This window comes from Streptomyces sp. NPDC087300 (genome assembly GCF_044744425.1).
In the GTDB taxonomy this organism is placed as follows: Bacteria; Actinomycetota; Actinomycetes; order Streptomycetales; family Streptomycetaceae; genus Streptomyces.
The window spans coordinates 255168-280871 of the sequence record NZ_JBIUYI010000002.1 but is presented as its reverse complement, the minus strand read 5'-3'; the positions used below and the strand labels follow the sequence as shown (position 1 = coordinate 280871).

Genomic DNA, 25704 nt, shown 5'->3' with positions numbered 1-25704 from the left:
GCCAGATGTGCGTTCACGCTAGGCATTGTCGCGGATGCCCGCAAAGAGGTCGTCCTCGGGGAGGGAAGTATCGACGAGTGACTTCGCGAGCTCGTACTCCTCCGTGGGCCAGACCTCCTTCTGGATCTCCATCGGGACGCGGAACCAGCCGCCGTCGGGGTCGATCTGCGTGGCGTGCGCGATCAGGGCCTTGTCGCGGATCTCGTAGAAGTCGGCACACGGAACGTGCGTGGTCAGCGTGCGCTCGACCCGCTCGAACTCGTCCCAGCGCTTGAGCCAGTCCCCGTACGGCGACTCCAGGCCGCGGTCGAGCATCGCCCGGTGCAGCGCCTCGGTGCGCGGCCGGTTGAAGCCCTGGTTGTAGTAGAGCTTCTGCGGCTGGAAGACCGGGCCGAACTCCGACTCCGGGTACTTCTCTGCGTCCGCCGCACCGTCGAAGGCGACCATCGAGATCTTGTGGGTCATGATGTGGTCGGGGTGCGGGTATCCGCCGTTCTCGTCGTACGTCGTGATGACCTGCGGACGGAAGGAGCGGATCTGCCGGACGAGCTCACCGGCCGCCTTGTCCACGTCCTCCAGGGCGAAGCAGCCCTCGGGCAGCGGCGGCAGCGGGTCGCCCTCGGGCAGCCCGGAGTCGACGAAACCGAGCCAGTCCTGCTTGACGCCGAGGATCTCGCGCGCCTCGTCCATCTCCTTGCGGCGCACCTCGTGGATGTTCTCCTGGATGTACGTGTCGCCCTGGAGCTTGGGGTTGAGGATGTCGCCGCGCTCCCCGCCCGTGCAGGTCACGACATGCACGTCCACCCCCTCGGACACGTACTTGGCCATGGTGGCCGCGCCCTTGCTCGACTCGTCGTCGGGGTGGGCGTGCACGGCCATCAGTCGCAGCTGCTCAGTCAAGACTCGATCCTTGGATAATCGGGCGCCCCTGGGTGCTTCGGCGCGATGGGAGGCTTCTATAGTGACGGAACCGGGGGGCGGAAAATTCCGGCATCCCCTGTTCCTGGAGGACGATCATGGCGGCGGTGGGCTCGAAGCTCCCCGAGGGCCGTTACGGCCGCTCGCGTACGGCCGACGAGGCCGCCGATCGCAAGCTCAAGCTGGTCGGCGCCGTGCTCGGTGTCCTCTTCCTCGCCGTCGTCGGCTGGTTCGGCTACGACTACATCAACGGTACGAAGCTGAGCGCCGAGGTCATCACCTTCGACGTCGTCTCGGACGACACCGTCAAGGTCCACCTGGAAGTGCGCAAGGACAGCGACGCCCGCGGCTACTGCACGCTGCGCTCGCAGTCCGAGGACGGCGCCGAGGTGGGCCGCGCGGACTTCCGCTTCGACCAGCGGAAGGACCGCGTGGACAAGCTCGTCACGCTGCGCACCAGGGCCCGGGGCACCAACGCCGAGCTGCTCGGCTGCCACTCCGACTGAGGCTCACCGCCTTTGCGGCGCTCACCTGCGCTGACGTATTTCTGATGGCTTATGTCCTCCCCCTGGCGCGCCTGAATTGTTAGGCTCGTGGTTTCGCCCACCCGTGAGGGAACATCCTTCTGGGTAGGGCGATGCTTTGTATTCCCAGTACCTACGAGGAGCACCTGTGACCCAGACGAGCGAGAACGTCACCTGGCTGACCCAGGAGGCGTACAACCAGCTCAAGGCCGAGCTGGAGTACCTGTCTGGTCCTGCGCGCACCGAGATCGCGGCCAAGATCGCCGCGGCGCGCGAGGAGGGCGACCTGCGTGAGAACGGCGGGTACCACGCGGCCAAGGAGGAGCAGGGCAAGCAGGAGCTCCGCGTCCGCCAGCTGACCCAGCTCCTGGAGACGGCCCGGGTCGGCGAGGCCCCCGCCGACGACGGTGTCGTGGAGCCGGGCATGGTCGTCACCATCGCCTTCGACGGCGACGAGGACGACACCGTGACCTTCCTGCTCGCTTCCCGTGAGTACGCGAGCACCGACATCGAGACGTATTCGCCGCAGTCCCCGCTGGGCACCGGCGTGAACGGCAAGAAGATCGGCGAGGACGCGCAGTACGAGCTGCCGAACGGCAAGCTCGCCTCCGTCAAGATCCTCGCGGCCAAGCCGTACCAGGCCTGAGCGCGGCTCTTCCGCGTCCTTGTCCACGACGAAGGCCCCCGGCGCACGGCGCCGGGGGCCTTCGCCGTGTCTCAGCCCGCCGCCCTGCGGTACTTCCGCACCGCCAGCGTGCGGAAGAAGACGATGATCAGGACCGACCAGATCAGCGAGGCCCAGACCGGGTGCTCCATCGGCCAGGCGCCGGTGACCGACTTGGGGACGCCGTCGATCGTGTTGCCGAAGAGCTCGCGGGCCGCTGCCACCGTGGCGCTGAAGGGGTTCCATTCGGCCACGTACTGGAGGACCTTCGGCATGCCGTTGACCGGGACGAACGCGTTCGAGATGAAGGTCAGCGGGAAGAGCCAGATCAGGCCGCCGGAGGTCGCGGCCTCCGGGGTGCGGACCGAGAGGCCGATCAGGGCGCCGATCCAGGTGAACGCGTAGCCCAGCAGCAGGAGCAGGGCGAAGCCGGCCAGCACCTTGCCGATGTTCTCGTGGGTGCGCCAGCCGACGAGCAGCGCCACGACCGCGAGGACGGCGAGCGTCACGGCCGTCTGCACGAGGTCGGCGAGGGTGCGCCCGGTGAGGACCGCGCCGCGTGCCATCGGCAGCGAGCGGAACCGGTCGATCAGGCCCTTGTGCATGTCGTCCGCGATCCCCGCGCCCGCGCCCGCGGTGGCGAAGGTGACGGTCTGGGCGAAGATGCCGGCCATCAGGAATTCCTTGTAGGCGCTCGAACTGCCCGCCGGCGCCCCTGGGATGTTGATCGAGCCGCCGAAGACGTACGTGAACAGGACCACGAACATCACCGGCTGGATGACCCCGAAGAGGATCATCTCCGGAATCCTGGTCATGCGGATCAGATTGCGCTTGGCGACGACCAGGGAGTCCCTGACGGACTGGCCGATGCCGCCCGCGGGCCTGGGACCCGTCGTGCGCACGGTGTCGGTGACGGTGCTCACTGGTCGGCCTCCTTCTTGCCCTTGGTCCTGCCCTGGGTGTCCGGCGCGCCCTCCGCGTCCGCGCCGGCGCCGTCGTCCGTCAGCTCGGCGACATGGCCGGTGAGGGAGATGAAGACGTCGTCCAGGGTCGGGCGGCGAAGCCCGATGTCGTCGATCTCGATGCCGCGGCCGTCCAGCTCGCGGATGACCTCGGCGAGCAGCTTGGCGCCGCCGGTGACGGGCACGGTCAGCTTGCGCGTGTGCTCGGCGACGGCGACCTCGCCCTTCCCGAAGCCGCGAAGCACCTCGGCGGCGGGGGTGATGTGCTCGCGCTCGTGCACCACGACCTCGACGCGCTCGCCGCCGGTCTGCGCCTTGAGCTGGTCGGAGGTGCCGCGCGCGATGACGCGGCCGTGGTCGACGACGCAGATGTCGTGCGCGAGGTGGTCGGCCTCTTCGAGGTACTGGGTGGTCAGGAGCAGCGTCGTACCGCCCGCGACGAGCTCCTGGATGACCTCCCAGAGCTGCTGGCGGTTGCGCGGGTCGAGGCCGGTGGTCGGCTCGTCCATGAACATCACGGGCGGCGACACGACGAGCGCGGCGGCGAGGTCGAGGCGGCGGCGCATGCCTCCTGAGTACGTCTTGGAGGGCCGGTCCGCGGCGTCCGTGAGGTGGAACCTGTCGAGCAGCTCGACCGCCCTGACCTTCGCCTCCTTGGCCCGCATCTGGTAGAGCTGGCCGACCATCTGGAGATTCTCACGGCCCGTCAGATACTCGTCCACGGCGGCGAACTGGCCGGACAGGCCGATCGAACGGCGCACCTCGTTCGGGTGCTTGAGGACGTCGATGCCCGCGACGACGGCCTTTCCGCTGTCGGGTGTGAGGAGCGTCGTCAGGCAGCGGACCGCCGTGGTCTTCCCCGCACCGTTCGGACCGAGGAGGCCGAGGACGGTGCCTTCCGGGACATCCAGATCGACGCCGTCCAGAGCCCTTACATCGCCGAAGGTCTTCACCAGGCCTTCGGCGTAGATGGCGCCTGGCATGTGGGTTCTCCCGTGGTGTGGGTGACTTCCTACGGAAAAGCTTAGATTTGCCGGACTTCACTCGCCCGGCGACCGGTGACGCAGGACACACCATAACGCGATACATCGCGTCCGCGCCGCTGTTTTTCCGAAGAAGCTCCCCAAGGACGGGTCTCAGGGCTCCGCCGAGGATCTCGGGGGCTCCGCCGAAGACCTCCGGGCTCAGCCGATGACCGTGTAGCCCGCGTCCCGCAGCGCCGCGCCCACCTCGACGCAGTGCGCGGGCCCCTTCGTCTCCAGGTGCAGCTCGACCTCCGCCTCCGTCAGCCCGAGCCGCGGATCGGTGCGCACATGACTCACGTCGAGCACGTTGGCGTCCACCTCCGACAGCACCCCGAGGAGCGTGGCCAGGGCGCCCGGCCGGTCCGTCAGGCGCAGCCGCAGCGACAGATAGCGGCCCGCCGCCGCCATGCCGTGGCGCAGGATCCGCTGCATCAGGAGCGGATCCACGTTGCCGCCGGAAAGGAGTGCCACCACCGGGCCCTCGAACGCCTTCGGCTCGCTGAGCAGCGCGGCCACCGGGCTCGCGCCGGCCGGTTCGACGACCATCTTGGCCCGCTCCAGGCAGAGCAGCAGCGCGCTGGACAGGGCGTCCTCGGAGACCGTGACGACGTCGTCCACCAGGTCCTCGACCAGCAGGAACGGTACGTCTCCGGGGCGGCCGACCTTGATGCCGTCGGCCATCGTCGCCGGGTTCACGATCGACACCGGGTGCCCGGCGGCCAGCGAGGGCGGGTACGCCGCCGCGCCCGCGGCCTGCACGCCGACCACGCGCACATCGGGCCGCAGCGCCTTGACCGCGACCGCGACGCCCGCCACGAGACCGCCGCCCCCGACGCCGACGAGGACCGTGCGCACCTCGGGGCACTGCTCCAGGATCTCCAGGCCGACCGTGCCCTGGCCCGCGATGATGTCGGGGTGGTCGAAGGGGTGGATGAAGACGGCGCCCGTCTCGCGCGCGTACTCCTGCGCGGCGGCCAGCGTCTCGTCGACCACCTGCCCCTCCAGCCGCACCTCGGCGCCGTAGTCCCGGGTCGCCGCGACCTTGGGCAGCGGCGCGCCGACCGGCATGAAGACCGTGGAGCGCACCCCGAGCAGCGAGGAGGCAAGGGCCACGCCCTGCGCGTGGTTGCCCGCGCTCGCGGCGACCACACCGGCCGCGCGCTCCTCGGGGAGCAGGCCCGCGATGCGCACATAGGCGCCGCGCAGCTTGAAGGAGCCGGTCCGCTGGAGGTTCTCGCACTTGAGGTGCACCGGGGAGCCGACGAGCCGCGACAGGTGCCTGCTGCCCTCCATCGCCGTGGACCGGGCCACTCCGGAGAGCATCTTCTGCGCGCCGCGCACATCGTCGAGGGTGACCGTCGGCAAGGGGTCGCGCGTGCGGTAGCTCATGACGGCAAGTCTTGCAGCCGTCGTCCGACTCCTCCTGCGGTGACCAAGGGCCGAGACCGTTCTCCCCGTAGGTTTGCGCAGCGCAGGTACGGTCCGGGCTCCGGCCGCGTACCCTGTCCCCCAACCCACTGCCCTCGCATGAAGTGAGCCCCCGGCCATGCCCACAACTCCGGACATGACGACCGCCAGCGACCCCGGCCTGCTCGACACCTTGCAGCACCAGGTGGCCGTCTTCGCCCGCCGCGCGGAGCAGACCCGCCTCGGCGGCGTAGGCCAGGTCCGCAACTCCATGGACCGCGCCGCGTATCTGCTGCTCAACCGGCTCGACAAGGAAGGCCCGATGGGCGTCAAGGCGCTCGCGGCGAGCATGGGCATCGACTCGTCGACGGTCACCCGGCAGGTCGCACCGCTGGTCGACACCGGGCTCGTCAAGCGCACCTCGCACCCCGAGGACGGCCGGGCCGTGGTGCTCCAGCTGTCGCCGCGCGGCCAGGCCCGCCTCGACGAGGTGCGCTCCTCGCGGCGCGAGCTGATGGCCGAGCTGACGCAGGACTGGGACCCGGCGGAGCGCGAGAGCTTCTGCGCGCTCCTCACGCGCTTCAATTCCGCCCTCTCGGCGCGCCAGACGTCACACTCCGCGCCCGGTGGAGAGGTTCCGCCCGCTCCGGAGTCTTGACCCCGGCCCCGCGTCTGGCCTCAGATGAGACCGGGATCCCCGTTCCTGGTGGCCGGGAGGTGCGGTGCGCGAACGGCAGGCGTTCCAGAACGCCCGCCGTGCCCGGGAGTTCGAGGCGTTCGTCGCGGGCGCGGCAGGGCGGCTGCTGCATGCCGCCACACTGCTCACCGCCGAACCCGCCGACGACAATCCACGCGCGCGTGCCCTGCTGACCGCCTCCCTCGCGCACACGTACGCGATCTGGGACCGGCTGCGCGGTGAGGACCCCTACGACCGCACCCGCCAGCAGCTCGCCCTGCGCTTCGGCCGGGCGGCCTGGCGCAGGCACCGCGGCCACGGCGGCGTACTGGAGCGGCTCGGCCCGCAGGAGCGCCTCGTGCTCGTCCTGCGGATGTACGAAGGCGTGGCCGAGGAACAGACGGCGGCGCTCCTCGGGCTGCCGACCGACCGGGTGCACACGATCTGCGCCCGCGCGATGGCGACGGTCCTGCATCCCCCGCGCGGCCCCGCGCCCACGCGCGCGCTGAGCGGGGCGGCACCCTCATGAGGCGGGCGGCACGCTGATGAGCCAGCACGAGCGCAAGGAAACGGCCGTACGGCGCCTCCTGGAGGGCACTCCGCCGCCGGTCCCGCCCGAGCTGTACACCGACGCGGTGCGGCGCGGCGGGCGGATGCTGCGCCGCCGTACCGCGGCACGGCGGCTGTTCTGGACGCTGCTCCTGGCGGCCGCGGTCGCCTTCGCCGTCTGGGCGTCCTTCGCACAGCCCTGGGTGGAGCCGCCCTCGCGGACGACTCCACCGCTCACCCGCTGGTAACGGGCCAGGGCTCTAGCCGAGGGCCTGCTGGAGGTCGGCGACGAGGTCGTCCGCCGACTCGATGCCCACGGAGAGGCGCACCAGGTCCGCGGGGACCTCAAGGGCGGAACCCGCCACCGAGGCGTGCGTCATGCGGCCCGGGTGCTCGATGAGGGACTCGACGCCGCCGAGGGACTCGCCCAGGGTGAACAGCTTGGCGCGGTTGCAGACCTCGACGGCCGCCTCCTCGCCGCCCTCGACCTGGAAGGAGACCATGCCGCCGAAGGACCGCATCTGCTTGGCGGCGATCTCGTGACCGGGGTGCTCCGGAAGGCCCGGGTACAGGACGCGCGTCACGCGTGCGTGCCGGGTCAGCATCTCGGTGACGCGGGTGGCGTTCTCACCGTGCCGGTCCATGCGCACCGCGAGGGTCTTGATGCCGCGCAGCACCAGCCAGGCGTCGAAGGGGCCCGCGACGGCACCCATCGCGTTCTGGTGGTACGCCAGCTCCTCGCCCAGCTGCGCGTCGTTGACGACCAGGGCGCCGCCGACGACGTCGGAGTGACCGCCCATGTACTTCGTCATGGAGTGCACGACGACGTCCGCGCCGAGCGCCAGCGGCTGCTGGAGGTAGGGGCTCGCGAAGGTGTTGTCGACGACCAGGCGGGCACCGGCCTCGCGGGCGATCTGCGCGACCGCCGCGATGTCGGTGATGCCGAGCAGCGGGTTGGAGGGGGTCTCCACCCAGATCGCCTTCGTACGGTCGGTCAGCGCGGCCCGCACCGACTCCGGGTCGGAGGTGTCGGCCACCGACCACTCCACGCCCCACCGCGAGACGACCTTGGCGAACAGGCGGAAGGTGCCGCCGTACGCGTCGTTGGGGATGACCACGTGGTCACCGGGGGCGAGCAGCGTACGGAGGAGGCAGTCCTCGGCGGCGAGACCGGAGGCGAAGGCCAGGCCCCGGCTGCCGCCCTCCAGGGCGGCGAGGTTCTCCTCCAGGGCGGTGCGCGTCGGGTTCGCGCTGCGGCTGTACTCATAGCCGCCGCGCAGGCCGCCGACGCCGTCCTGCTTGTAGGTGGAGACCTGGTAAATGGGCGGGACGACCGCGCCGGTGAGGGGATCGGCGGTGTTGCCCGCGTGGATCGCCACCGTCTCGAAATTCTGCGTGCTGTGCGAGTCACTCATGCGGCCTGAGCGTAGTGCGCGCACGGGTCCTTCCGCCGGGTCGGTACGGGTACGTCCCGCCAGGTTGGCCAATTGTCGGACGCGTCTGGTTCGCTTGTCCCATGGAGATTCTCTGGGTCCTGATGGCAGTGGTCATGATCGGCGCGGTCCTCGGGCCCGTACTGCTGCGCAGGCGCGGCGGAATCCGGCAGGTCGACCCGGGCGCTCCGGACGCCGCGGACCCGGCGAACTACGGCTTCCTGCGCCAGGAGGAGCTGGACATCCGCATGCCGGGCCCGGACGCCGATCTCCTCGAAGTCCTCGACCTCGTGCAGCGCACGCAGGAGTGGAAGGCCGCCTCCCAGCTCCTGGCGGGCACCGAGACGCACGGCGAGCGGCGCTGGCAGCGGGTGCAGGCCTTCGCCGGCGCGGCCTCCCTGGAGCTCCAGCAGCGGCCCGGCGGCGTGAGCGAGGGCCCCGGCGGGCAGTGGCTGCGGGTGTGGCGGGCCGAGGCGCCCAAGGACGCGGGCGGCGCGGCGGTGCACGCGGAGTTCCTGGTCCAGCAGGCGTGGCGCACCTCGACGCAGGGCACGGACGAGTTCCGGATCATCCTGGAGGAGGCCAAGGCGGCCTGCGGGCAGGCGGCACTGCTCGCCCCCGGCGACCCCGTTCCGTACATCGTCGAGCTCTCCATCGCGCGCGGCCTCGCGTACTCCCGCGAGGACTTCGAGCAGCTGTGGCTGAAGATCCTGGACCGCGCGCCCGCGCACATGGGCGCGCACCTGGCGGCGCTGCACTACTGGTGCGAGAAGTGGCACGGCTCGCGCGACCTGGCGTACGGCTTCGCGGAGGCCGCCGCGGCCCGCGCGCCCCGGGGCTCGCTGCTCGCCGCGCTGCCGCTCTTCGCGGTGTACGAGCACCTGCCCGAGGTCAATCTGGTCCGCGGCTTCTACCAGAGCGAGATCGTCACCAAGGCCGTCGAGGGCGCGCTCTTCGCGGTGCACGCCGCGCGCGCGGACGACCCGATGCTGGCGCACGTGCGCCACCTCCTGGTCTTCTTCCTGGTGCGCTGCGAGCGCTGGTCCGAGGCGATGAACCAGCTCGTGCGCGTGGACGGCCACGTCGGCGCGCTGCCCTGGACGCTGTCGCAGGACCCGGCCGCGGACTACGCGGTGTACCGCGCGCTCGCGGTCGCCGGGTACGAGGCGAACGGCGGCAACCCGGCGACGCTGTCGCACTGAGCCGCAGGAATGCCGGAGGCCGGACGAGCGTTCTCACGGAGGACCCCTGTCACGCACGAGGAGAGACCCACATGATCTTCGGACGCACGCCCGAGCTCCCCACCCCCGAGCAGGCTCTGAAGGGCCGGGCGACCCCGGAATTCGAGGTCCCCTCGCGCCACACGGTGCTCGGCAACCCGCTGCTCGGCCCCTACCCCGACGGCCTGGAGGTCGCGGACTTCGCCCTCGGCTGCTTCTGGGGCGCCGAGCGCAAGTTCTGGCAGACCGAGGGCGTCTGGACGACGTACGTGGGCTACCAGGGCGGCTTCACCGAGAACCCCTCCTACGAAGAGGCGTGCTCCGGCCTGACCGGCCACACCGAGGCGGTGCGTGTCGTCTTCGACCCGTCCAAGGTGTCGTACGCGGCGCTGGTGAAGCTCTTCTGGGAGTCCCACAACCCCACGCAGGGCTTCCGCCAGGGCAATGACGTCGGCACGCAGTACCGCTCGGCGATCTACACCCACTCCGCCGACCAGGAGGCCGTCGCCACCGCGTCCAGGGACGCGTACCAGAAGGTCCTGACGGCCGCCGGGCACGGCACGATCACCACGACGGTGCTGCCCGCCGCGGAGCGGCCCTTCTGGCCCGCCGAGGCGTACCACCAGCAGTACCTCGACAAGAACCCCGACGGGTACTGCGGGATCGGCGGCACCGGCGTCACGCTGGAGGAGCCGTTCGAGACGAACTGGGGCGCGTCCTGCCCGACCGGGGTGGCCACGGCTCCGGAGCCCGCCGAGTAGATGCGGTAGTTCCGTTTGTTGCGGGGTTCCGGTAGTTCGGGTAGTTCCGGCAACCCGCGGCGAACCCCGCCCCCACCTCCTACGATGACCCGCATGATGCTGCTGCGCAGAGTGTTGCGGGTCGTCATGGTTGTCGCGCTTGCCCTGGTGGGGGCAGTACAGGGGAGCGCGACGGTGCAGGCCGACGAGGGGAAGCCGCCCTCCGGCCGGCAATTGCTCTTCTACAACCACGCCTACGGAGTGTTCGACCGGGAGACCGCCGACGCGATCGAACACTCCACCTACTTGCGGGAGTTCGCCAACTTCCAGGTGCGCACCACGACCGGCGCCGACGGACAGACCTGGACCGGCCGCTATCTGATGGGCCGCGAGACGTACCTCGAACTCTTCGGCATCGGGGACATCTCCGGGCCGGACGGCACCCTCGGCTCCGCCGGAATGGGGATCTCCACCGAGCGCGCCGGTGACATGGCGAAGGTCCTGGACCGGCTGCGCGACCTCGGCGTCGAGAAGCCGGTGCAGTTCGCCCAGACGCGGGACTTCGGCGACGGAGTGCGGGTGCCGTGGTTCGACGCGGTGTTCACCACCGACCAGTACGACGCGTTCGGCGCCTGGGGGATGGAGTACAGGCCCGAGTACTTCGCGGACCCGCGCAGCAACACCGAACCGGCGGCCTACCCCGGCGACGTGGGCCGTGAGCGCTACCTCTCCGACGCCTACCGCGACCACCTGATGCGCGACGTGACGTCCCTCAGCATCGCGGTCACTCCCCGGGACCTCGACAACACGGTGCCGTTGCTCCGGGCCGGCGGGTTCCAGGTGTCGACCACGCCGGACGACGGCGTCGTCGCACGGGGCGGTGGCACGACCATCCGTCTCACGCCCGCCACGCGTGACCGTGCGGGGGTGCGACAGGTCGAGATGTCCCTGAACCACCCCGTGAAGCGCCACGTGGAGCGGCTCGGCGGCTCCACCCTCACGGTCGGCCCCGGCGCCCACGCCGTCTGGACCTTCCCCGCTCCCAAGTAACCGCCGCCCACGATCCGGCACGTGGCACGGCCCCCGTCCCCGCCCCTCGGCGCCGACGGGGGCCGTGCCCGTCCGTGCCGCCCCTCTGCCCTCAGCGAATCTGCCACCAGCCGAGATCTCTGACAGCGGGGCCCGCCCCGGGCAACAGTGAGGGCAGGGCGCGGCGTCGAGAGCCGCGGGAATCGTGGGAGGAACCATGTCTGTGAACGACAGCGGGTGGGACGTGGCGCGGCCCCGGGGAGCGGACGGGGACACCGCTCCTTCGCGGATCGACGACCGGCTCGCCGAGCAACTGCTGGACCAGCGGATCATCCTGCTCGGAACGCAGGTCGACGAGGTCTCCGCCAACCGCGTCTGCGCACAGCTCCTGGTGCTGTCCGCGGAGGACCCCAAGACCGACATCGGGCTCTACATCAACAGTCCGGGCGGCTCCGTCTCCGCCGGACTCGCCATCTACGACACCATGCGCCTGATCCCCAACGACGTCTCCACGCTCGCCATGGGATTCGCCGCCAGCATGGGCCAGTTCCTGCTCTGCGTCGGCACCCCGGGCAAGCGCTTCGCGCTGCCCAACGCGCGGATCATGATGCACCAGCCGTCGGCCGGCATCGGCGGCACCACCGCGGACATCGCCATCCAGGCCGAGAACCTGGAGTTCACGAAGAAGGCGATCGAGCGGATCACCGCCGAGCACACGGGCCAGCGCGAGGAGACGATCTCCCGCGACGGCGACCGCGACCGCTGGTTCACGGCCGAGCAGGCCAAGGAGTACGGCATGGTCGACCAGGTCGTCGAGTCGCTGACGGACGTGCGCCCCGCGGGACCCAAGCACCGTATCGGGCTGGGGACTTGAGAGGGAGTCAGATGTCGGGCCAGAGGATCGTTCAGAGAATGGAGCCGAAGATGAGTCAGTACACCATTCCCACCGTCGTCGAACGCACCCCGCAGGGCGAACGCTCCTACGACGTCTACAGCCGCCTGCTGTCCGAGCGCATCATCTTCCTCGGCACGGAGATCGACGACGGCGTCGCCAACGTCGTCATCGCGCAACTCCTCCACCTGGAGTCGTCCGCGCCCGACCGCGAGGTCGCGATCTACATCAACTCGCCGGGCGGATCGTTCACTTCACTCATGGCGATCTACGACACGATGAGCTTCATCAGCGCGCCGATCTCGACGTTCTGCGTCGGCCAGGCCGCCTCCACCGCCGCCGTACTGCTGGCCGGGGGCGACCCGGGACGGCGGTTCGTGCTCGACCACGCGCGCGTGCTGCTCGGCCAGCCCGCGAGCCGGGGCCAGCAGGGCACGGTCTCCGACCTCAGCCTCCAGGCCAAGGAGATGCTGCGGATCCGCTCCCAGGTGGAGGAGGTGCTGTCCCGGCACACCGGGCACGACGTGGCGACCCTGCGCGCCGACATGGACCGGGACAAGTTCTTCACCGCGCAGGAGGCCGTGGCGTACGGCCTGGCGGACCAGGTGCTCAGCAGGCGGGTCGTCCCCGTGGCCGCCTGATCCCGGGTGTCAGACGGCCCAGGACATCAGGCGGCCAGCCTGACCTCGCCCTGGAACGACGCCCTGGCCGGCCTCGCACGGGGGAGGCCGGCCAGGCGCGTCTGGGCCAGCGAGAGCAGCTCGGGCAGGCCGAGGCCGAGCGCGTGGGCGGCGGCCGCGAGGACCTCGGAGGAGGCCTCCTTGCGGCCGCGCTCCAGCTCGGAGAGGTAGGGCATGGAGATCCGGGCGGCGTCCGCCACGTCCTTCAGGGTGCGCTCCTGTGCGAGGCGCTCACGGCGCAGGACGTCCCCGACGAGGTCACGCCAGAGCGGCTCCTTGGCCTCCTTCGCTCCCTCCGGGCCCGCGGGCCGCAGCGGAATGACGCGGGCCACACCCGGCTTCCGCCGCACCTCCTGCCGCGGCTCGCGCCCCGGCTCCTGCTGCGGCTTCCGCTTCGACTCATACGCCTCATGGCTGCTCACTCCCCCAGCCTAGGAGCGAGAACGCCACAGGACAGCGCCCGGCGTTCCGCCCCTCGCGAAATCAGGACCGCGCCGACCCCACCGACGACGCGTCCTTGCCCCAACTGGCCAGCAGCCGCAGGGACTGCGCCGAGGCCGAGTCGGGCGCCGCGTGATAGGCGATCAGGGACTGGTCACCGTCGTCGGGCAGCCGCAGCGTGTCGTACGACAGGGTCAGGTCGCCCACCAGCGGGTGGTGCATCCGCTTGGTGCCGTGGCCCTTCTCGCGGACGTCGTGCCGGGCCCACAGGCTCCTGAACTCCTCGCTCTTGACGGAGAGTTCACCGACGAGGGCGGAGAGCTGCGGATCGTTGGGGTAGCAGCCCGCGTCCATCCGCAGGTGGCTGACGACGTCCGACGCCTTCTGCTCCCAGTCCACGAACAGTTCGCGCGAGCGCGGGTCGAGGAAGGAGATCCGCGCCCAGTTGCGGTCCTTGGGCGCGAGCTCGCCCCAGTCGCCGAAGAGCGCGGCGGCGAGCGCGTTCCAGCCGAGGATGTCGGCGCGGCGGCCGACCACGTAGGCGGGCACGCCGTCCATCGCGTCGAGCAGCTGACGCAGCCCGAGCCGCAGGGACTGCGGGCGGCCCGCCTTCTTCTTCTTGTGCGCCTTGGGCTTGGCGAGGTGCATGAGGTGGGCGTGCTCGGCGTCGGTCAGGCGCAGGGCGCGGGCGATGGCGTCGAGCACCTCCGCCGAGACGTTGCGGCCGTTGCCCTGTTCGAGACGGGTGTAGTACGCGACGGAGACCCCGGCGAGCTGCGCGAGCTCCTCGCGGCGCAGCCCCGGCACCCTGCGGTGGCGGCCGAAGTCGGGCAGGCCGACGTCGGCGGGCTGGAGCCGCGCCCTGCGGGTGCGCAGGAACTCGCTGAGCTCGGCCCTGCGGTCCAGGGCCTGCGCCTCCGGTACCCCGTCCGTGCCGTCCTCGCGTCCGCCCATCCGTCCGTCCATGCTCTCCAGTATCCAGCCAGTCCCCGGAGTCGTACGATTCCGAGCCTGACCCCGCCAGTGGTAGGACCGCTGGACGTAGGCAGAACAGGTGTCTGGGTAAGTCCGCAGGTCATCGGCATGCTCGAAAGCATGACGAAGCAGATCACCACCGTTACCGCCTACGCCGCTCCCGCTCCGGGTGCGCCCCTGGAGCGCACCACCGTCCCCCGCCGCACCGTCGGCGAGTCCGACGTCCTGATCGACATCAAGTACGCCGGTATCTGCCACTCGGACATCCACCAGGCCCGCGACGGCTGGGGCGAGGGCATCTACCCGATGGTGCCGGGCCACGAGATCGCCGGAGTCGTGACCGAGGTCGGTCCCGGTGTCACCAAGTTCGCCGTCGGTGACCGCGTCGGCGTCGGCTGCATGGTCGACTCCTGCCGCGAGTGCGAGAACTGCCGGGCGGGCCTGGAGCAGTACTGCGCGCAGGGCAACATCGGCACGTACAACGCGCTCGACAAGAACGGCGAGCCGACGTACGGCGGCTACTCCACGCACATCGTCGTGGACGAGGCGTTCACCGTCCGCATCCCCGACGGGCTCTCGCTCGACGTGGCCGCGCCGCTGCTCTGCGCCGGCATCACCACGTACTCCCCGCTCGCGCACTGGAACGCGGGCCCCGGCAAGAAGGTCGCCGTGGTCGGTCTCGGCGGTCTCGGCCACATGGCCGTCAAGATCGCGCACGCGATGGGCGCCGAGGTCACCGTGCTCAGCCAGTCGCTGCGCAAGAAGGACGACGGCCTGAAGCTGGGCGCCGAGCACTACTACGCGACCAGCGACGACGCCACCTTCGAGGCGCTCGCCTCGTCCTTCGACCTGATCGTCTCGACGGTCTCGGCGCCGCTGCCGCTGGACAAGTACCTGGGCCTGCTCCGCACGGACGGCGCCTTCGTGAATGTCGGCGCGCCCGAGGAGCCCGTCTCGCTCAACCTGTTCTCGGTGATCGCCGGCCGCAAGACCCTCGCGGGCTCCGGCATCGGCGGCATCCAGGAGACCCAGGAGATGCTGGACTTCTGCGCGGCGCACGGGCTGGGCGCGGAGATCGAGCTGATCGGCGCCGACCAGATCAACGAGGCGTACGAGCGGGTGCTCGCCAGCGACGTGCGCTACCGCTTCGTGATCGACAACGCGACGATCTGATCCCGGCCGGCGCGGGCGGCGACGGCCGCGCCGGACACCGGTGGCCGGAACCGTTCTGGGTCCCGGGGCCTAGTCCGCAATGCGCAGCGCACCGGGGCCCTGTGACCGATACGGCTCGCGGGGCCCGCGCCTACGGTTGCCATGTCACCGCGATCCAGCGGGAGTCACGGCAGCCGAGGAGGTCACACGGTGTCCATCGAGTTGAACCACACGATCGTCACGGCCACGGACAAGAAGGCGTCCGCGCAGTTCCTCGCGGACGTCCTCGGCCTGGAAGTGGGCCCGCAGGACGGCCCGTTCCTCCCCGTCACGATCCCCAACGGGGTCACCCTCGACTACGCCGACGGCGACGGCGGCCCGATCGTGTCGCAGCACTACGCCTTCCTGGTGTCCGAGGACGACTTCGACGCGATCTTCGGACGCATCAAGGAGCGCGGCCTTCCGCACTGGGCCGACCCGCACCACCACCACCCCGATCAGATCAACACCAGGGGCGGCGGCCGGGGCGTCTACTGGGACGACCCGGACGGCCACATCCTGGAGATCCTCACCAGGGCCTAGGCCTCCGGGGGCCAGCACGGCTCCGGGGACCCGGCGAGGAACGCGAGCACCGGCTCGGTGGCCACGTCCGCGAACTCCTCGAAGTAGGCGTGCCGGGCGCCGGGCACGAGCAGGGTCCGCGCGTCCGGGATGCGCCCGGCGAGCAGCGGGGCGTTGGCTGCCGGGTTGAACACGTCGTCCGTGCCGTGCACGACGAGCGTGGGGGCCTTGATCCCTGGCAGCGCGTCCCAGGCGTCGTGCCGGGCGCTGGCCCGCAGATGCCGGCGGCGGGCGTACGCGGGCATCGTGGGATCGCCCACGGTGTGGTACGTCCGCCCGGGGCTGAGGCGTTCCTGCTCGGCCAGCCAGGCCGGGGTGTACATGAGTTCCAGCAGAGCGCGGCGCGCGGCGTCCGGATCGGCCTGGGTCAGGGCCGCGCGGACGTCGGGCCCGCGCTCGACGCCGTGCGGGCCGCCGGGCGACGTACAGCCGAGCACGAGGCGTTCGACGCGCTCGGGGAAGTCGGCGGCGAGCCACTGGGCGATCCGCCCGCCCATCGACGTGCCGTAGACGTGGGCGCGCCCGATCCCCGCGTGGTCGAGGACCGCGAGCACGTCACGGGCGAAGCCGGGGGTGCTGTACGTGTCGGTGTCGGGCCGGTCGCTGCGGCCGGTCCCCCGGTGGTCCGTCACCACGACGGTGAAGCGCGCGGCGAAGTCGGCGCGCACCGGATCCCACCAGTGGTGGTCGTTGGACTGCCCGCTCAGCAGCACCAACGGCTCCCCCTGGCCGTGCAGTTCGTAGTGGAGCGCGACGCCGTCGGCCGCTTCGGCGAAGGGCACGTCCGCTCACTTCTCCCCGGGACCGGCCGCGGGCCGCTCGCGCAGGTCGGCGACGAGCCGGAAGCGTTCGAGGACGACCCGGGTCCCGTCGTCCACGGTGAACCCCGCGTCCCCGATCGCCTCCCGCATCTCGGCCCCGTGCCAGAACTCCTCGTGCCCGGCCCTCCACTGCGCCACCGTCGTGAACCCCTCGCCCTCGTCCACGGCGTGCGCGAGGTCCACCTCGCCGAGCGCCACGATCCGCACCTCGGTGACCTCGATGACGGCGACGTCCCGCCCCTCGGAGTCGACGACCACGGACCGCTCCCCGGCCCGGGGCAGCGGTTCACCCTCGTGCTCGTAGCCGGCCACGAGCCCGGTGGTGGAGGTCTTGGACCCGTCCAGGATCGCCGCGACGAGCTGGTCGCGCAGCGCTCCGGGGAAGGCGAACTCGGCCTTGGGGAGCCCGTCGTGGGCGGTGCGGTCCGCGGGTGACGGCGAGGGCGGGAAGGTCGTCATGACCTCACAGTAATCGCCGCGCCGTGCCACCGGGCCGCCGCTCAGGCCCGCCGTGCCACCGGGCCGCCGCTCAGGGCTGATCGGGCTCAGGGCTGGTAGGGCGGCGCCGCCCCCCAGTTCCACAGCGGGACCGGCTGGTCGGTGGGGCGGGTGGCCTCGGGGCCGGAGAAGTGGACCGCCAGGCGCGTGCCCCATTCGATGTAGGCGGCGAAGGCCGAGCGGAATTCGGCGTCGGTGGGCAGGGCCGCGTCGTCCGCGGCGTCCTGGAGGAGGTTGACCCAGCGGCGGCGCTGGGGCTCGGTGATGCCCTTGCCGAGGTGCTTGGTGACCATGTGGGAGTGGCCGCCGTGCTCCTGGGAGTAGCGTGCGGGGCCGCCGAAGACCTCGCCGAGCCACTGGGCGACGTGCGCGGCGTGCTCCTCGTCGAGACCGGCGAAGAGGGGTGCCAGCAGATCGTCCGCGAGGACCTTCTCGTAGAAGATCTCCGTCAGCCGGGAGAGCCGCTCCGCACCGCCCGCCCAGGCGTACAGCGTGGGCGTGGAGGCGCCGGTGCCGCGCACCGCGGTGGGCGTGTAGTGGCGCATCTCCTCGATGTGCTCCACATAGGGCCGGATCTCCGCGAAGAACTCCCTGAACCGCTCCGAGCCGCGGAAGCCCTCCATGTGGTCCTTGGTCGACGTCCACGTGATGCGCAGGACGAAGTGCTCGAAGTCCTCCTCGCAGCGCGTGAGTTCATAGTCCACGCACTGCGGGGCGGCGGCGAGCGGCACGGCGGCGCGGGTGTACGCGGCGAGGAACTCCGCCGAGCGGTCGGCCGGTATGCGATAGCGGATGTACTCGACGGTGTGCAGGGTCATGAGACGGCGGCTTCCTCCGGGACGGGCCCCGATGCCGCCGGACCGGCACCGATGTTCCAGAAGCACTGTGGCCGACAACTGCCCCTGGGGGATGGCCAGTTCGCTGTGCGCGTAGCACGGACGACGACGCGGCGCCGACGGGTGTCCGGCGATCTCAGATCGCCTGCCCCTTCGGCGCCGCGCCCGCGTCGACGCGCTGTCCGCGCGTCGGTCAGTACGGGAGGCTCACTTCCCGTAGTACGCGTTGTAGATCGACAGCGTCGACTTGTTCCCCTTCTTGTCCGCGACCTTGGCGTGGAAGGAGATTCCCTTGCCCGCGGCCGGGTTCTGCACGGAGATCTTGCCGCCGCTGACCGTGGTCTTCTTCCAGGTCTGGCCGTAGTCGTAGGAGACGTACACCGCCAGGGACTTGAGGTTCGAGCCGGCCGCCGCGCCCAGGACCGAGACCGGCACGGACTGCTTCTTGCCCGCTTCCGCCCTGCTGCTCAGGTCGACCGCGGGGCTGAACCGCACCGTGGAGACCGGGAGCTTGGCGCTGTCGACCTTCTTGGAGCGGAAGGTGAAGCTCGCGTCGATGCGCGTGGAGGCCGCGGCCACGTTGACGCTGCGCTTCACGGACGTCGACAGCTTGTACGCCGCGTCGGCCGCGGGCACCTTGAACGGCTTCTCGCCGACCAGCGGGTCGTCGTTCTCGCCGACCTTCGTGCCGTTGCGGTACAGCGTCGTCTTCACGGACGAGTACACCGAGGAGCCCGCGTGCGTCTTGCCGTCGGCGAACAGCGGCAGGGAGCCGGTGATCTCGTTGCCGTCGCGGTAGACGCCGTAGTCGCCGCCGATGCGCGGCCCGAACACGGCCGTGTTGAAGGTCTTCTCGTAGCTCTGCCCACCCTTGAAGGTCTGCGCGGCGCCGAGCGTGTAACCGGCTTCAACGGTGGGCCGACCGTCCGGCAGGGTTCCGTGCTGTTCCATGTCAAGGCTCCACTTCGCCTTGTCCACGCTCGACAGATACAGCGTCCGGGTGGTGGGCAGCGGACGCAGCACACCGGCCGAGGAACTGCTGAAGCTGCCCGGGAGGACACCCATGGCACTCAGCAAACCCTTCTTGCCTGAGTACGACGCGCCGACGTCCACCTTCACCTTGGCCAACTCGGCCGCCTTGAAGTGCTTGGTGTACCCGGTCGCGATCTGCTTGACCCGGCCACCGGTGACGATGTCGTACTCGGTGTCGTCACCCTTGGTCCAGTGCCCGCTCCACTGCTGGAACAGCGAACCGTCGGTGACCTGCGGACCGAGGTGCTTGGATCGGAAGTTCGCGTACGAGTCGAGCCACCAGCCGAAGCCGTAGCCCGCGTTCGGGGTGTCGACGCTGAAGTCCGCAGAGGCGAAATCCAACTTGGCCCCACCCTGGGGCACCGTGATGTCGACGGGCTTCGTCGTCCGCGCGTCCAACGTGATCGTCGTGTCCTTGGTGACGTTCAGCTTCGGCTGCGCGATCCAGTCGGCACCCTTGCTGAAGTCGGCCGGGTCGACGTAGATGCCCGAGTTCAGGATGTAACCGCCCTTGGGGACCCGGACCTTGACGGTGCCGGACTCGTCGTAGGGGTTGTACGACTTGCCCGTGGCGAGGCCGCTCAGACCCTCCAGGTCACCGTCGTAGGTCTTGGCGGGGCTGCCGTCACGAGCGATGAACTTCAGCGTCAGGTCGTACGACTCCACCTCGCGGTCGACCGCGGCGGCGGTGCGCACGGACTGGCCGCCGCCGCTGGCCACGACGTACGCGGAGTAGGTGCCGTCGACCGTGCCGCCCAGCTTCGAGTCGGCGGTCAGGTCCACGGAGGCGGTGCCGCCCGCGGGGACGGTCACCTTCTTCGCGCCGAGCGTGAAGAAACCTGCCGGGGCCGGACGGCCCTTGGGGTCGGTGGCCTCGGCGGTCAGGTCGAGGGTGACCGGGTCCTTGCCGAGGTTGCGGTAGGTGACCTTCTTGGTGACCGGCTTGTCGTCGGTGTGCGGCCACTGCTGCGTGCCGAAGCTGACCGAGACCGGGTCGGCGATCACCGACTGCTTGATGGCCTTGTCGACCGCGATGCGGCCCGAACCCTGCTGGAACGGCGTGTACTTACCGCCCTTGGTGGAGGCGGTCAGCGCGCCCTTGAGCTCGGTGTACTTCCAGTCCGGGTGCTGCTGCTTGAGCAGCGCGGCGGCGCCCGCCACGTGCGGGGTCGCCATCGAGGTGCCGGAGATCGTCAGATAGCCCTCGGGGTTCTGGCCGACCTCCTTCTCGATGACGGAACCGGGGGCGGCCGCTGCCGTGATGTCGACACCGGGGGCCGTCACGTCCGGCTTGATCGCGCCGTCGCCGACCCGGGGGCCCTGGCTGGAGAAGTCCGCCAGCTTGTCGTCGTCGTCGACCGCGCCGACGGTCAGGGCCGCGTCCGCGCTGCCGGGCGAGCCGACCGAGCCCGGCATCCCGTCGTTGCCCGCGGCGATCGCGAAGAGGATGCCCTTGTCCGCGGAGAGCTTGTTGACCGTCGCCTCCAGCGGGTCGACACCGGGGGTGTCACCGCCGCCCAGGCTGAGGTTGACGACGTCCGCCTTCTCGGCTGCCGCCCACTCCATGCCCGCGATGATCTCGGAGTCCTCGCCGTAGCCCTCGTCGCTGAGGACCTTGCCGCTGATCAGCTTGGCACCGGGCGCGACGCCCTTGAACTTGCCACCCGACTTGGCGCCGGTGCCCGCCGCGATGGAGGCGACGTGGGTGCCGTGTCCGTAGTGGTCCTTGGCGTCCGCGGAGCCGGTGAAGTTCTTCTCGGCGGCGACCTGGTCCTTGAGGTCGGGGTGCGTGGCGTCCACACCGGTGTCCAGGACGGCGATCTTCACGCCCTTGCCGTCGTAGCCCGCGTCCCACGCCTTGTCGGCGCCGATCTGCTTGACGCTCTTGTCCAGGCTCGCCTTGCGGATGCCGTCGAGCCAGACGTGGGCGATGCCGGACGCCGTCGTACGGACGCCCGCCTGCTCGCTGGTCAGCGCCTTCCACAGGTCGGCGGCGTCCCGCTCGGGGGTGGTGAGGGCGTCGGCATTCAGCGACTTCAGGGACCGGCGCACGGTGGTCTCACCCGCGCCGCGGACATCGGCCTTGGCGCCGGCCGCCGCGCCCTTGTAGCCGACGATCAGCTTGAGGCCCTTGCGCTGGGCCGCGAGGGTGCGCTTGGCGCTCAACTCCGTGACGTCGAAGAGCCGTCGGTCGACCCGGCCCTCGGCTATCAGACGCCGTGCGTCCGCGGGTATGAGCAGCGTGTGGCCGTCGCTGCGGCGCACCTGTACGGGTATGTGCTCGCGCCCCTCGGCACGGTCGAACCCGACCACGTTCCCTCGGGCGTCGAGCGTCGCGCGGTCACCGGTGATCAGCGTGACGTGGCGCTTGGCCGTCAGCTCACCCGCGGTCTTCCCCGCCGACTGTCCCGCGGCGGCCGGGTCCGCGGTGGCCGGGCTGGTCATGCCCGCCGCGAGTGCCACGGCGACCGCCGTGGCGATACCGGCCCCGCACGCTCTCTTCACTTGTCTGTGCAAGTCTCCCCCTGGAGGTTAAGGGGCTGCCGCCCCTCGGAAGTCGAAGTATGCCCAGGGGGGAACATCTGCTCAATAGTGAGACAGATGTGGGGAGTTGAGGCGGTGGCGAATTCACGGGGGCGTAACGGAGGCCGATCCGGGCGGGGCCGGGAGCAGGCCGAGGTGGAGGTCCCGGAGCCCGCTCGCCGCTACCTCGGCACCACGTTCCGCGCGACCGAAACGCGCCCGCCCGCGATCCTGGCCAGCCGCGGTGCCCGGCCCGCCACGGCGCCGTCGTGGGTGACCATCACGAAGGTCAGGCCGTGCGTCTTCCAGATCTCTTCGAGCAGCTCCATGATCTCGTCGCGGACGGCCCCCGCCAGATCGGCGGTCGGCTCGTCGGCGAGCAGCACCTTGGGGCGTCTGGCCAGGGCGCGGGCGATGGCCAGGCGCCGTCTGCCGCCGTCGTGGAGCTCACCGGGCAGCCGGTCGCCGAACGCGCCGAGGCCCACCGACTCCAGGGCGTCGACGGCCCGTGCACGGCGGGCGGCCCCGCCGAACCCCAGCGGCGCGAGCGCCGTCTCGACGTTCTCCAGGACGCTCAGCGCGGGCACCGGATCGCCGTCCCCCGAGACATAGCCGATCGACTCGGCACGGACCGCCGCGAGCCGCGCCTCGGGCAGCGCGGCCAGATCGGTGCCGTCCAGTTCGACGCTGCCCGCCGTGGGCCTGCCGAAGCCGCCGAGCAGCCGCAGGAGCGTGGACTTGCCGCTCCTGGCGGGGCCCTGGACGACGAGCCGGTGCCCGTCGCCGACGACCAGGTCGACACCGGCGAGCGCGTCCACCGTCTCCCCGTCGCGCCAGTACCGCTTGGTGACGCCTCTGAGCTCGTACATGGTCGCGAAGGTAGGTACGCCCGGTGATGAACGGATAAGGCGCGCTTGAAAGCAGGATGAGAAGGAGTGGGCGGCGAGGCGGGCGGCGCCACCGACGACGGTGGCCCGCACCCCCGTGGGGGTGCGGGCCACCGTGTCGCGCCGGGGCGCGCGGGCTCACGCGGGAGCGCGTGGGATCAGACGGCGGAGCCGGCCTTCCACTGCGCCCAGTCCATGTTCCAGCCGTTGAGGCCGTTGTCCGGGGCGATCACCTTGTCACCGGTGTTGCGGACGTCGACGACGTCACCGGTGATCGAGTTCTCGTAGAACCAGGAGCCCGGGGTGCTCTTGTCGCCCGCGCCCTTGGCATCCTGGAGGCCGATGCAGCCGTGGCTGGTGTTGGCGCCGCCGAAGATCGAGGGCGAGCCCCAGTAGTTGCCGTGGATGAAGGTGCCGGAGTTCGACAGGCGCATCGCGTGCGGCACGTCCTTGATGTCGTACTCGCCCTTGCCGTCGCCGTCCTTGAAGCCGACGGTCGCGCCGTCCATCCGGGTCTCCTTGAACTTCTCGGAGATCACCATCTTGCCGTTGTACGTCTTGTTCTCGGGCGAGCCCGCGGAGATCGGGATGGTCTTCACGACCTTGCCGTCGCGGGTGACCTTCATCGTCTTGGTCTTCGCGTCGACGATGGAGACCTGGTCGCGGCCGATCTTGAACTGGACGGTCTTCTGCTGCACGCCGTAGACGCCGTCGGCGCCCTCGACGCCGTCCAGGCTCATCTTCAGCGTGACGGTCGAGTTGCCCTTCCAGTAGTCCTCGGGGCGGAAGTCCAGGCGGTTGTTCCCGAACCAGTGACCGACGATCTCCTGGCCGCTGGTGGACGACACCTTGATCGAGGACTGCACGTCCTTCTTGTTGGTGATCGCCTTGTCGAAGTTGATCGACACGGGCATGCCGACGCCGACGGTCGAGCCGTCCTCGGGCGTGAAGTTCCCGATGAAGCTGTTGGCCTGCGAGACCGTGGTGAACGTCGAGTTCTCGTGCGCCTTGCGGCCCTCGGAGTCCTTGGCGGTGGCCGAGATCTCGTACTTCGTGGCGCGCTCGAGCTGGGCGCTGGGCTTCCAGCTCTTCTTGTCCGCGGCTATCTGACCGGCGACCGTCTTGCCCGCGTCGGTCTTCATCGTCACGTCCGAGAGGGTGCCGTCGCTGACGGTGACCTTGGCCGCGCTGTTGATGCTTGCGTTGTCGGAGCCGTTCTTCGGCGCGATCTTGATCCGCGCCGCCGAGGTCTTCTTGGCCGCGGCCTCGTCGACCTGGCTCTGCGACTCCTTGCCGCCCGACGCCTTGTCACCGTCGTCGCTGCTGCAGGCCGAGAGCACCAGGACGCCACCCACCAGGGCGGACACGGCCGCGAGGCTCTTGCGCCCGCGCCTGGACCCGGGACGCCTACTGTCCGTCATCACACGCATCTCCATAGTTGCCGAATCCCCAAAACCAACCCCGAGAGTCCCCGAAATCCCGCCCGCATAACGTCCTGCCCGGTTCGTCCCGTTCCACATCCGCGGGGAATGTGGGGAACACCACGTCCGTGGTGCTGGAATGACGGCCGAACGTCACTGTGCGGCGAGTGACGGCCACTCGCCGTGCATCCTGAGACGCCGGAACCCCGGACGACGGTTGCCGTCCGGGGCCCCTGGTTCCGCTTCTTTCCGGTGCCCGGGGTCGCTACACGTCGTCGTCCTCGCCGCCATCATCCTCGTCCGGGTCCCAGTCCGGCGAATCGGGGTCGTAGTCGATCTGCTCGCTGCTCCACGACGCCTGGGTGAGCTCGACCCCGGGGACCTGGCTGACCAGGTCGAACGGGTCCACGAGATAGGCGAGCGCCTCCGCCTCGTCCGCCTTGACGGCGGCCTCGGCGTGCGCGCGCTCGTCGGCGGGCATCTGCTCGTCCTCGGCGACGCGGGCGAGCGCGGCGCCGGTCAGCTTCTGCGCGTCGTCCACCTCGACGACCATTTCGACCCTCAGGCGTACAAAACGTGATGTGTCATCTGCACTCATACGACGGAGCGTAAGGCCCGTGTCCCCCGCGACTTTCCCGCGACCCGCGGCTTTCATTACCATCGCCCCACACGGCCAATTCGCCAGCGCCACAAGGGGGATCCGATTCCGTGTCCGCACGCCGATCGTTGCTGACCGCCACCGCCGCAGGAGCCCTGCTCGGCGCGATGTGGTTCGTCCCCTCCGCGAACGCGACGTCCCCCGCGTCGCACGGGATACCCCGCGAGCGCCCCGCGGCGACCGCCACCGCCCACCAGGAGACCGACGCGTACACGGCCGCGGACGAGAGCGCCCGCCTGGCCGAGACGGGCGGCTTCGACACCACGCCGTACGTGATCGGCGGAACGGCGTTCCTGGGCTTGGGGGCGGGCTTCGTGGCGTTCTCGGTACGCAGGGAGAGGTCGGACGGGACGGCTTACTGAGGGGCCGCGCCCCTGACGGTCACGCCGCTGCCCCCTGCCGCGCCGCGTGGCGCCCCAGCTCGCACCACAGCAGCTTTCCGCCGCGCCCGAAGAGGTCGTCGCCCAGCGGGTAGCCGCCCCACGCGTCCGCGTAGTGGCATACGAGGAAGAGCCCACGCCCGCCGTCCGCCTCGACCGGCACGGAGCACAGCCCCGGGCCGCCGGGCCGCCGGTCGAACGGGGGTGGGATGTGCGGATTCGAATCCCACACGCTCACCCGCAACCGCCGCCCACCGTCCAGCGCGCGCAGCCGCAGGGTGGCGTCTCCTTCGGCATGCAGGTAGGCGTTGCTGACCAGCTCCGACGTCAACAGTTCGGCGGCCTCGGCGAACGCCATGAGCCCATGGGTGGCCAGGACCACGCGGAGCGTGCTGCGGGCGACGCGCGGGGCACGGGCGTCATGCGGCAACTGAAGGGCGTACGCCCAGGGGACGGGTTCGACGAGCGGGTCCGAGGTGGGCTTCGGCGGGGATACGGTGACCATGAATGCCTCCTGCGGTGGCGGGACTTGGATGCTCTTCGGCTGCGCCGGGCGGTGGCAGTGTCGCGGCTTGCGGTGCGCTTCCGACTTGAGGGCGGAGCCAGTTGAGCGGCGTACTCCACACACCGTAGCGGCGAAAATGTAAGGTCTTACATCAAAGGCGGGAAGAGCTTCCATTCCCACTCGTGTGGGTGACAACTCCGGTACGCAGCAAGGAAAGTGAACGCCGATGCCGCCC

Annotated in this window: 27 protein-coding genes and 1 pseudogene; 13 read left to right on the top strand and 15 right to left on the bottom strand. The window is 70.5% G+C overall.

The window, feature by feature from the left end; all coding sequences use genetic code 11:
- Window positions 1-18: 18 nt before the first annotated feature.
- The gene (gene mca, locus ACIO9J_RS06885; protein ID WP_401993734.1) at window positions 19-900 is read right to left on the bottom strand and encodes a mycothiol conjugate amidase Mca; all 882 of its coding nucleotides are present in this window, start codon (window positions 898-900) and stop codon (window positions 19-21) included.
- 116 nt (window positions 901-1016) lie between these two features.
- Here mca and ACIO9J_RS06880 point away from each other — a divergent pair, with 116 nt between their 5' ends.
- On the top strand, window positions 1017-1424 hold the full coding sequence (locus tag ACIO9J_RS06880) for a DUF4307 domain-containing protein (protein ID WP_401993731.1): 408 nt from the start codon (window positions 1017-1019) through the stop codon (window positions 1422-1424).
- A 166-nt stretch (window positions 1425-1590) separates the two neighbouring features.
- Window positions 1591-2088 carry a transcription elongation factor GreA gene (greA, locus tag ACIO9J_RS06875; RefSeq protein ID WP_401993728.1) on the top strand — a complete coding sequence of 166 codons (498 nt, stop codon included), beginning with the start codon at window positions 1591-1593 and terminating at the stop codon, window positions 2086-2088.
- Between the two features lie 71 nt (window positions 2089-2159).
- Here greA and ACIO9J_RS06870 read toward each other — a convergent pair whose 3' ends face one another.
- From ACIO9J_RS06870 to ilvA, 3 genes are all read right to left on the bottom strand, one after another.
- The gene (locus ACIO9J_RS06870) at window positions 2160-3029 is read right to left on the bottom strand and encodes an ABC transporter permease (protein ID WP_401993725.1); all 870 of its coding nucleotides are present in this window, start codon (window positions 3027-3029) and stop codon (window positions 2160-2162) included.
- Window positions 3026-4051: an ATP-binding cassette domain-containing protein gene (locus ACIO9J_RS06865; RefSeq protein ID WP_401993722.1), complete on the bottom strand. Its 1026-nt coding sequence runs from the start codon at window positions 4049-4051 to the stop codon at window positions 3026-3028. Before ACIO9J_RS06865 ends, ACIO9J_RS06870 begins: the two co-directional genes overlap by 4 nt.
- Before the next feature lie 201 nt (window positions 4052-4252).
- The gene (gene ilvA / locus ACIO9J_RS06860; RefSeq protein ID WP_401993719.1) at window positions 4253-5482 is read right to left on the bottom strand and encodes a threonine ammonia-lyase; all 1230 of its coding nucleotides are present in this window, start codon (window positions 5480-5482) and stop codon (window positions 4253-4255) included.
- A 157-nt stretch (window positions 5483-5639) separates the two neighbouring features.
- On the opposite strand from ilvA, the gene ACIO9J_RS06855 reads away from it, so the two are divergent.
- From ACIO9J_RS06855 to ACIO9J_RS06845, 3 genes are all read left to right on the top strand, one after another.
- Window positions 5640-6158 carry a MarR family winged helix-turn-helix transcriptional regulator gene (locus ACIO9J_RS06855; protein WP_401993716.1) on the top strand — a complete coding sequence of 173 codons (519 nt, stop codon included), beginning with the start codon at window positions 5640-5642 and terminating at the stop codon, window positions 6156-6158.
- A gap of 64 nt (window positions 6159-6222) precedes the next feature.
- On the top strand, window positions 6223-6705 hold the full coding sequence (locus ACIO9J_RS06850; RefSeq protein WP_401993713.1) for a sigma factor-like helix-turn-helix DNA-binding protein: 483 nt from the start codon (window positions 6223-6225) through the stop codon (window positions 6703-6705).
- Between the two features lie 16 nt (window positions 6706-6721).
- Window positions 6722-6973, top strand: coding sequence for a hypothetical protein (locus ACIO9J_RS06845; RefSeq protein WP_401993712.1), 252 nt, complete (start codon window positions 6722-6724; stop codon window positions 6971-6973).
- Between the two features lie 12 nt (window positions 6974-6985).
- Here the strand turns inward: ACIO9J_RS06845 and ACIO9J_RS06840 are convergent, their stop codons facing one another.
- Complete coding sequence (locus ACIO9J_RS06840; protein ID WP_401993709.1) at window positions 6986-8140, bottom strand: cystathionine gamma-synthase; 1155 nt, start codon at window positions 8138-8140, stop codon at window positions 6986-6988.
- A 101-nt stretch (window positions 8141-8241) separates the two neighbouring features.
- On the opposite strand from ACIO9J_RS06840, the gene ACIO9J_RS06835 reads away from it, so the two are divergent.
- The 5 genes and pseudogenes from ACIO9J_RS06835 to ACIO9J_RS06815 all read left to right on the top strand — a co-directional run.
- The gene (locus ACIO9J_RS06835; RefSeq protein WP_401993706.1) at window positions 8242-9360 is read left to right on the top strand and encodes a hypothetical protein; all 1119 of its coding nucleotides are present in this window, start codon (window positions 8242-8244) and stop codon (window positions 9358-9360) included.
- A gap of 71 nt (window positions 9361-9431) precedes the next feature.
- Window positions 9432-10139, top strand: a complete 708-nt coding sequence (gene msrA / locus ACIO9J_RS06830; RefSeq protein WP_401993704.1) for a peptide-methionine (S)-S-oxide reductase MsrA — start codon at window positions 9432-9434, stop codon at window positions 10137-10139.
- Window positions 10140-10232: 93 nt separating this feature from the next.
- Window positions 10233-11168, top strand: coding sequence for a DUF5829 family protein (locus tag ACIO9J_RS06825; protein WP_401993701.1), 936 nt, complete (start codon window positions 10233-10235; stop codon window positions 11166-11168).
- Window positions 11169-11364: 196 nt separating this feature from the next.
- Window positions 11365-12021, top strand: coding sequence for an ATP-dependent Clp protease proteolytic subunit (locus tag ACIO9J_RS06820; protein ID WP_401993698.1), 657 nt, complete (start codon window positions 11365-11367; stop codon window positions 12019-12021).
- Window positions 11982-12680, top strand: a pseudogene (locus ACIO9J_RS06815) (ClpP family protease); the annotation flags it as partial. The gene ACIO9J_RS06820 and the pseudogene ACIO9J_RS06815, both read left to right, overlap by 40 nt.
- Window positions 12681-12706: 26 nt before the next feature.
- On the opposite strand, the gene ACIO9J_RS06810 reads toward ACIO9J_RS06815, so the two are convergent.
- Together ACIO9J_RS06810 and ACIO9J_RS06805 are read right to left on the bottom strand one after the other, a co-directional pair.
- Window positions 12707-13069 (bottom strand): helix-turn-helix domain-containing protein, encoded by a 363-nt coding sequence (locus ACIO9J_RS06810; RefSeq protein ID WP_401995863.1) that lies wholly within the window; start codon window positions 13067-13069, stop codon window positions 12707-12709.
- Between the two features lie 133 nt (window positions 13070-13202).
- On the bottom strand, window positions 13203-14126 hold the full coding sequence (locus ACIO9J_RS06805) for a helix-turn-helix domain-containing protein (RefSeq protein WP_401993695.1): 924 nt from the start codon (window positions 14124-14126) through the stop codon (window positions 13203-13205).
- A 129-nt stretch (window positions 14127-14255) separates the two neighbouring features.
- Between ACIO9J_RS06805 and ACIO9J_RS06800 the strand changes: the two genes are divergently transcribed.
- Together ACIO9J_RS06800 and ACIO9J_RS06795 are read left to right on the top strand one after the other, a co-directional pair.
- A complete protein-coding gene (locus tag ACIO9J_RS06800; protein WP_401993692.1) occupies window positions 14256-15308 on the top strand; it encodes an NAD(P)-dependent alcohol dehydrogenase in 1053 nt (350 codons plus the stop codon).
- A 189-nt stretch (window positions 15309-15497) separates the two neighbouring features.
- Window positions 15498-15869, top strand: a complete 372-nt coding sequence (locus ACIO9J_RS06795) for a VOC family protein (protein ID WP_401993689.1) — start codon at window positions 15498-15500, stop codon at window positions 15867-15869.
- Here the strand turns inward: ACIO9J_RS06795 and ACIO9J_RS06790 are convergent.
- From ACIO9J_RS06790 to ACIO9J_RS06760, 7 genes are all read right to left on the bottom strand, one after another.
- Complete coding sequence (locus ACIO9J_RS06790; protein ID WP_401993687.1) at window positions 15866-16690, bottom strand: alpha/beta fold hydrolase; 825 nt, start codon at window positions 16688-16690, stop codon at window positions 15866-15868. The genes ACIO9J_RS06795 and ACIO9J_RS06790 overlap by 4 nt on opposite strands.
- Before the next feature lie 6 nt (window positions 16691-16696).
- Entirely contained in the window at window positions 16697-17188 is a 492-nt protein-coding gene (locus ACIO9J_RS06785) for an ASCH domain-containing protein (RefSeq protein ID WP_401993684.1), read from the bottom strand.
- 86 nt (window positions 17189-17274) lie between these two features.
- The gene (locus ACIO9J_RS06780) at window positions 17275-18045 is read right to left on the bottom strand and encodes a group II truncated hemoglobin (protein WP_401993681.1); all 771 of its coding nucleotides are present in this window, start codon (window positions 18043-18045) and stop codon (window positions 17275-17277) included.
- A gap of 225 nt (window positions 18046-18270) precedes the next feature.
- On the bottom strand, window positions 18271-21600 hold the full coding sequence (locus ACIO9J_RS06775) for a S8 family peptidase (RefSeq protein ID WP_401993678.1): 3330 nt from the start codon (window positions 21598-21600) through the stop codon (window positions 18271-18273).
- A gap of 200 nt (window positions 21601-21800) precedes the next feature.
- The gene (locus ACIO9J_RS06770) at window positions 21801-22487 is read right to left on the bottom strand and encodes an ABC transporter ATP-binding protein (RefSeq protein WP_401993675.1); all 687 of its coding nucleotides are present in this window, start codon (window positions 22485-22487) and stop codon (window positions 21801-21803) included.
- A gap of 176 nt (window positions 22488-22663) precedes the next feature.
- On the bottom strand, window positions 22664-23926 hold the full coding sequence (locus ACIO9J_RS06765) for an Ig-like domain-containing protein (RefSeq protein ID WP_401993673.1): 1263 nt from the start codon (window positions 23924-23926) through the stop codon (window positions 22664-22666).
- A 265-nt stretch (window positions 23927-24191) separates the two neighbouring features.
- Window positions 24192-24524, bottom strand: coding sequence for a hypothetical protein (locus tag ACIO9J_RS06760; RefSeq protein WP_401993670.1), 333 nt, complete (start codon window positions 24522-24524; stop codon window positions 24192-24194).
- Between the two features lie 167 nt (window positions 24525-24691).
- Between ACIO9J_RS06760 and ACIO9J_RS06755 the strand changes: the two genes are divergently transcribed.
- Window positions 24692-24946 (top strand): LAETG motif-containing sortase-dependent surface protein, encoded by a 255-nt coding sequence (locus ACIO9J_RS06755; RefSeq protein ID WP_401995861.1) that lies wholly within the window; start codon window positions 24692-24694, stop codon window positions 24944-24946.
- A 19-nt stretch (window positions 24947-24965) separates the two neighbouring features.
- Here the strand turns inward: ACIO9J_RS06755 and ACIO9J_RS06750 are convergent, their stop codons facing one another.
- Window positions 24966-25469 carry an ATP-binding protein gene (locus ACIO9J_RS06750; protein ID WP_401993668.1) on the bottom strand — a complete coding sequence of 168 codons (504 nt, stop codon included), beginning with the start codon at window positions 25467-25469 and terminating at the stop codon, window positions 24966-24968.
- Window positions 25470-25704 lie beyond the last annotated feature (235 nt).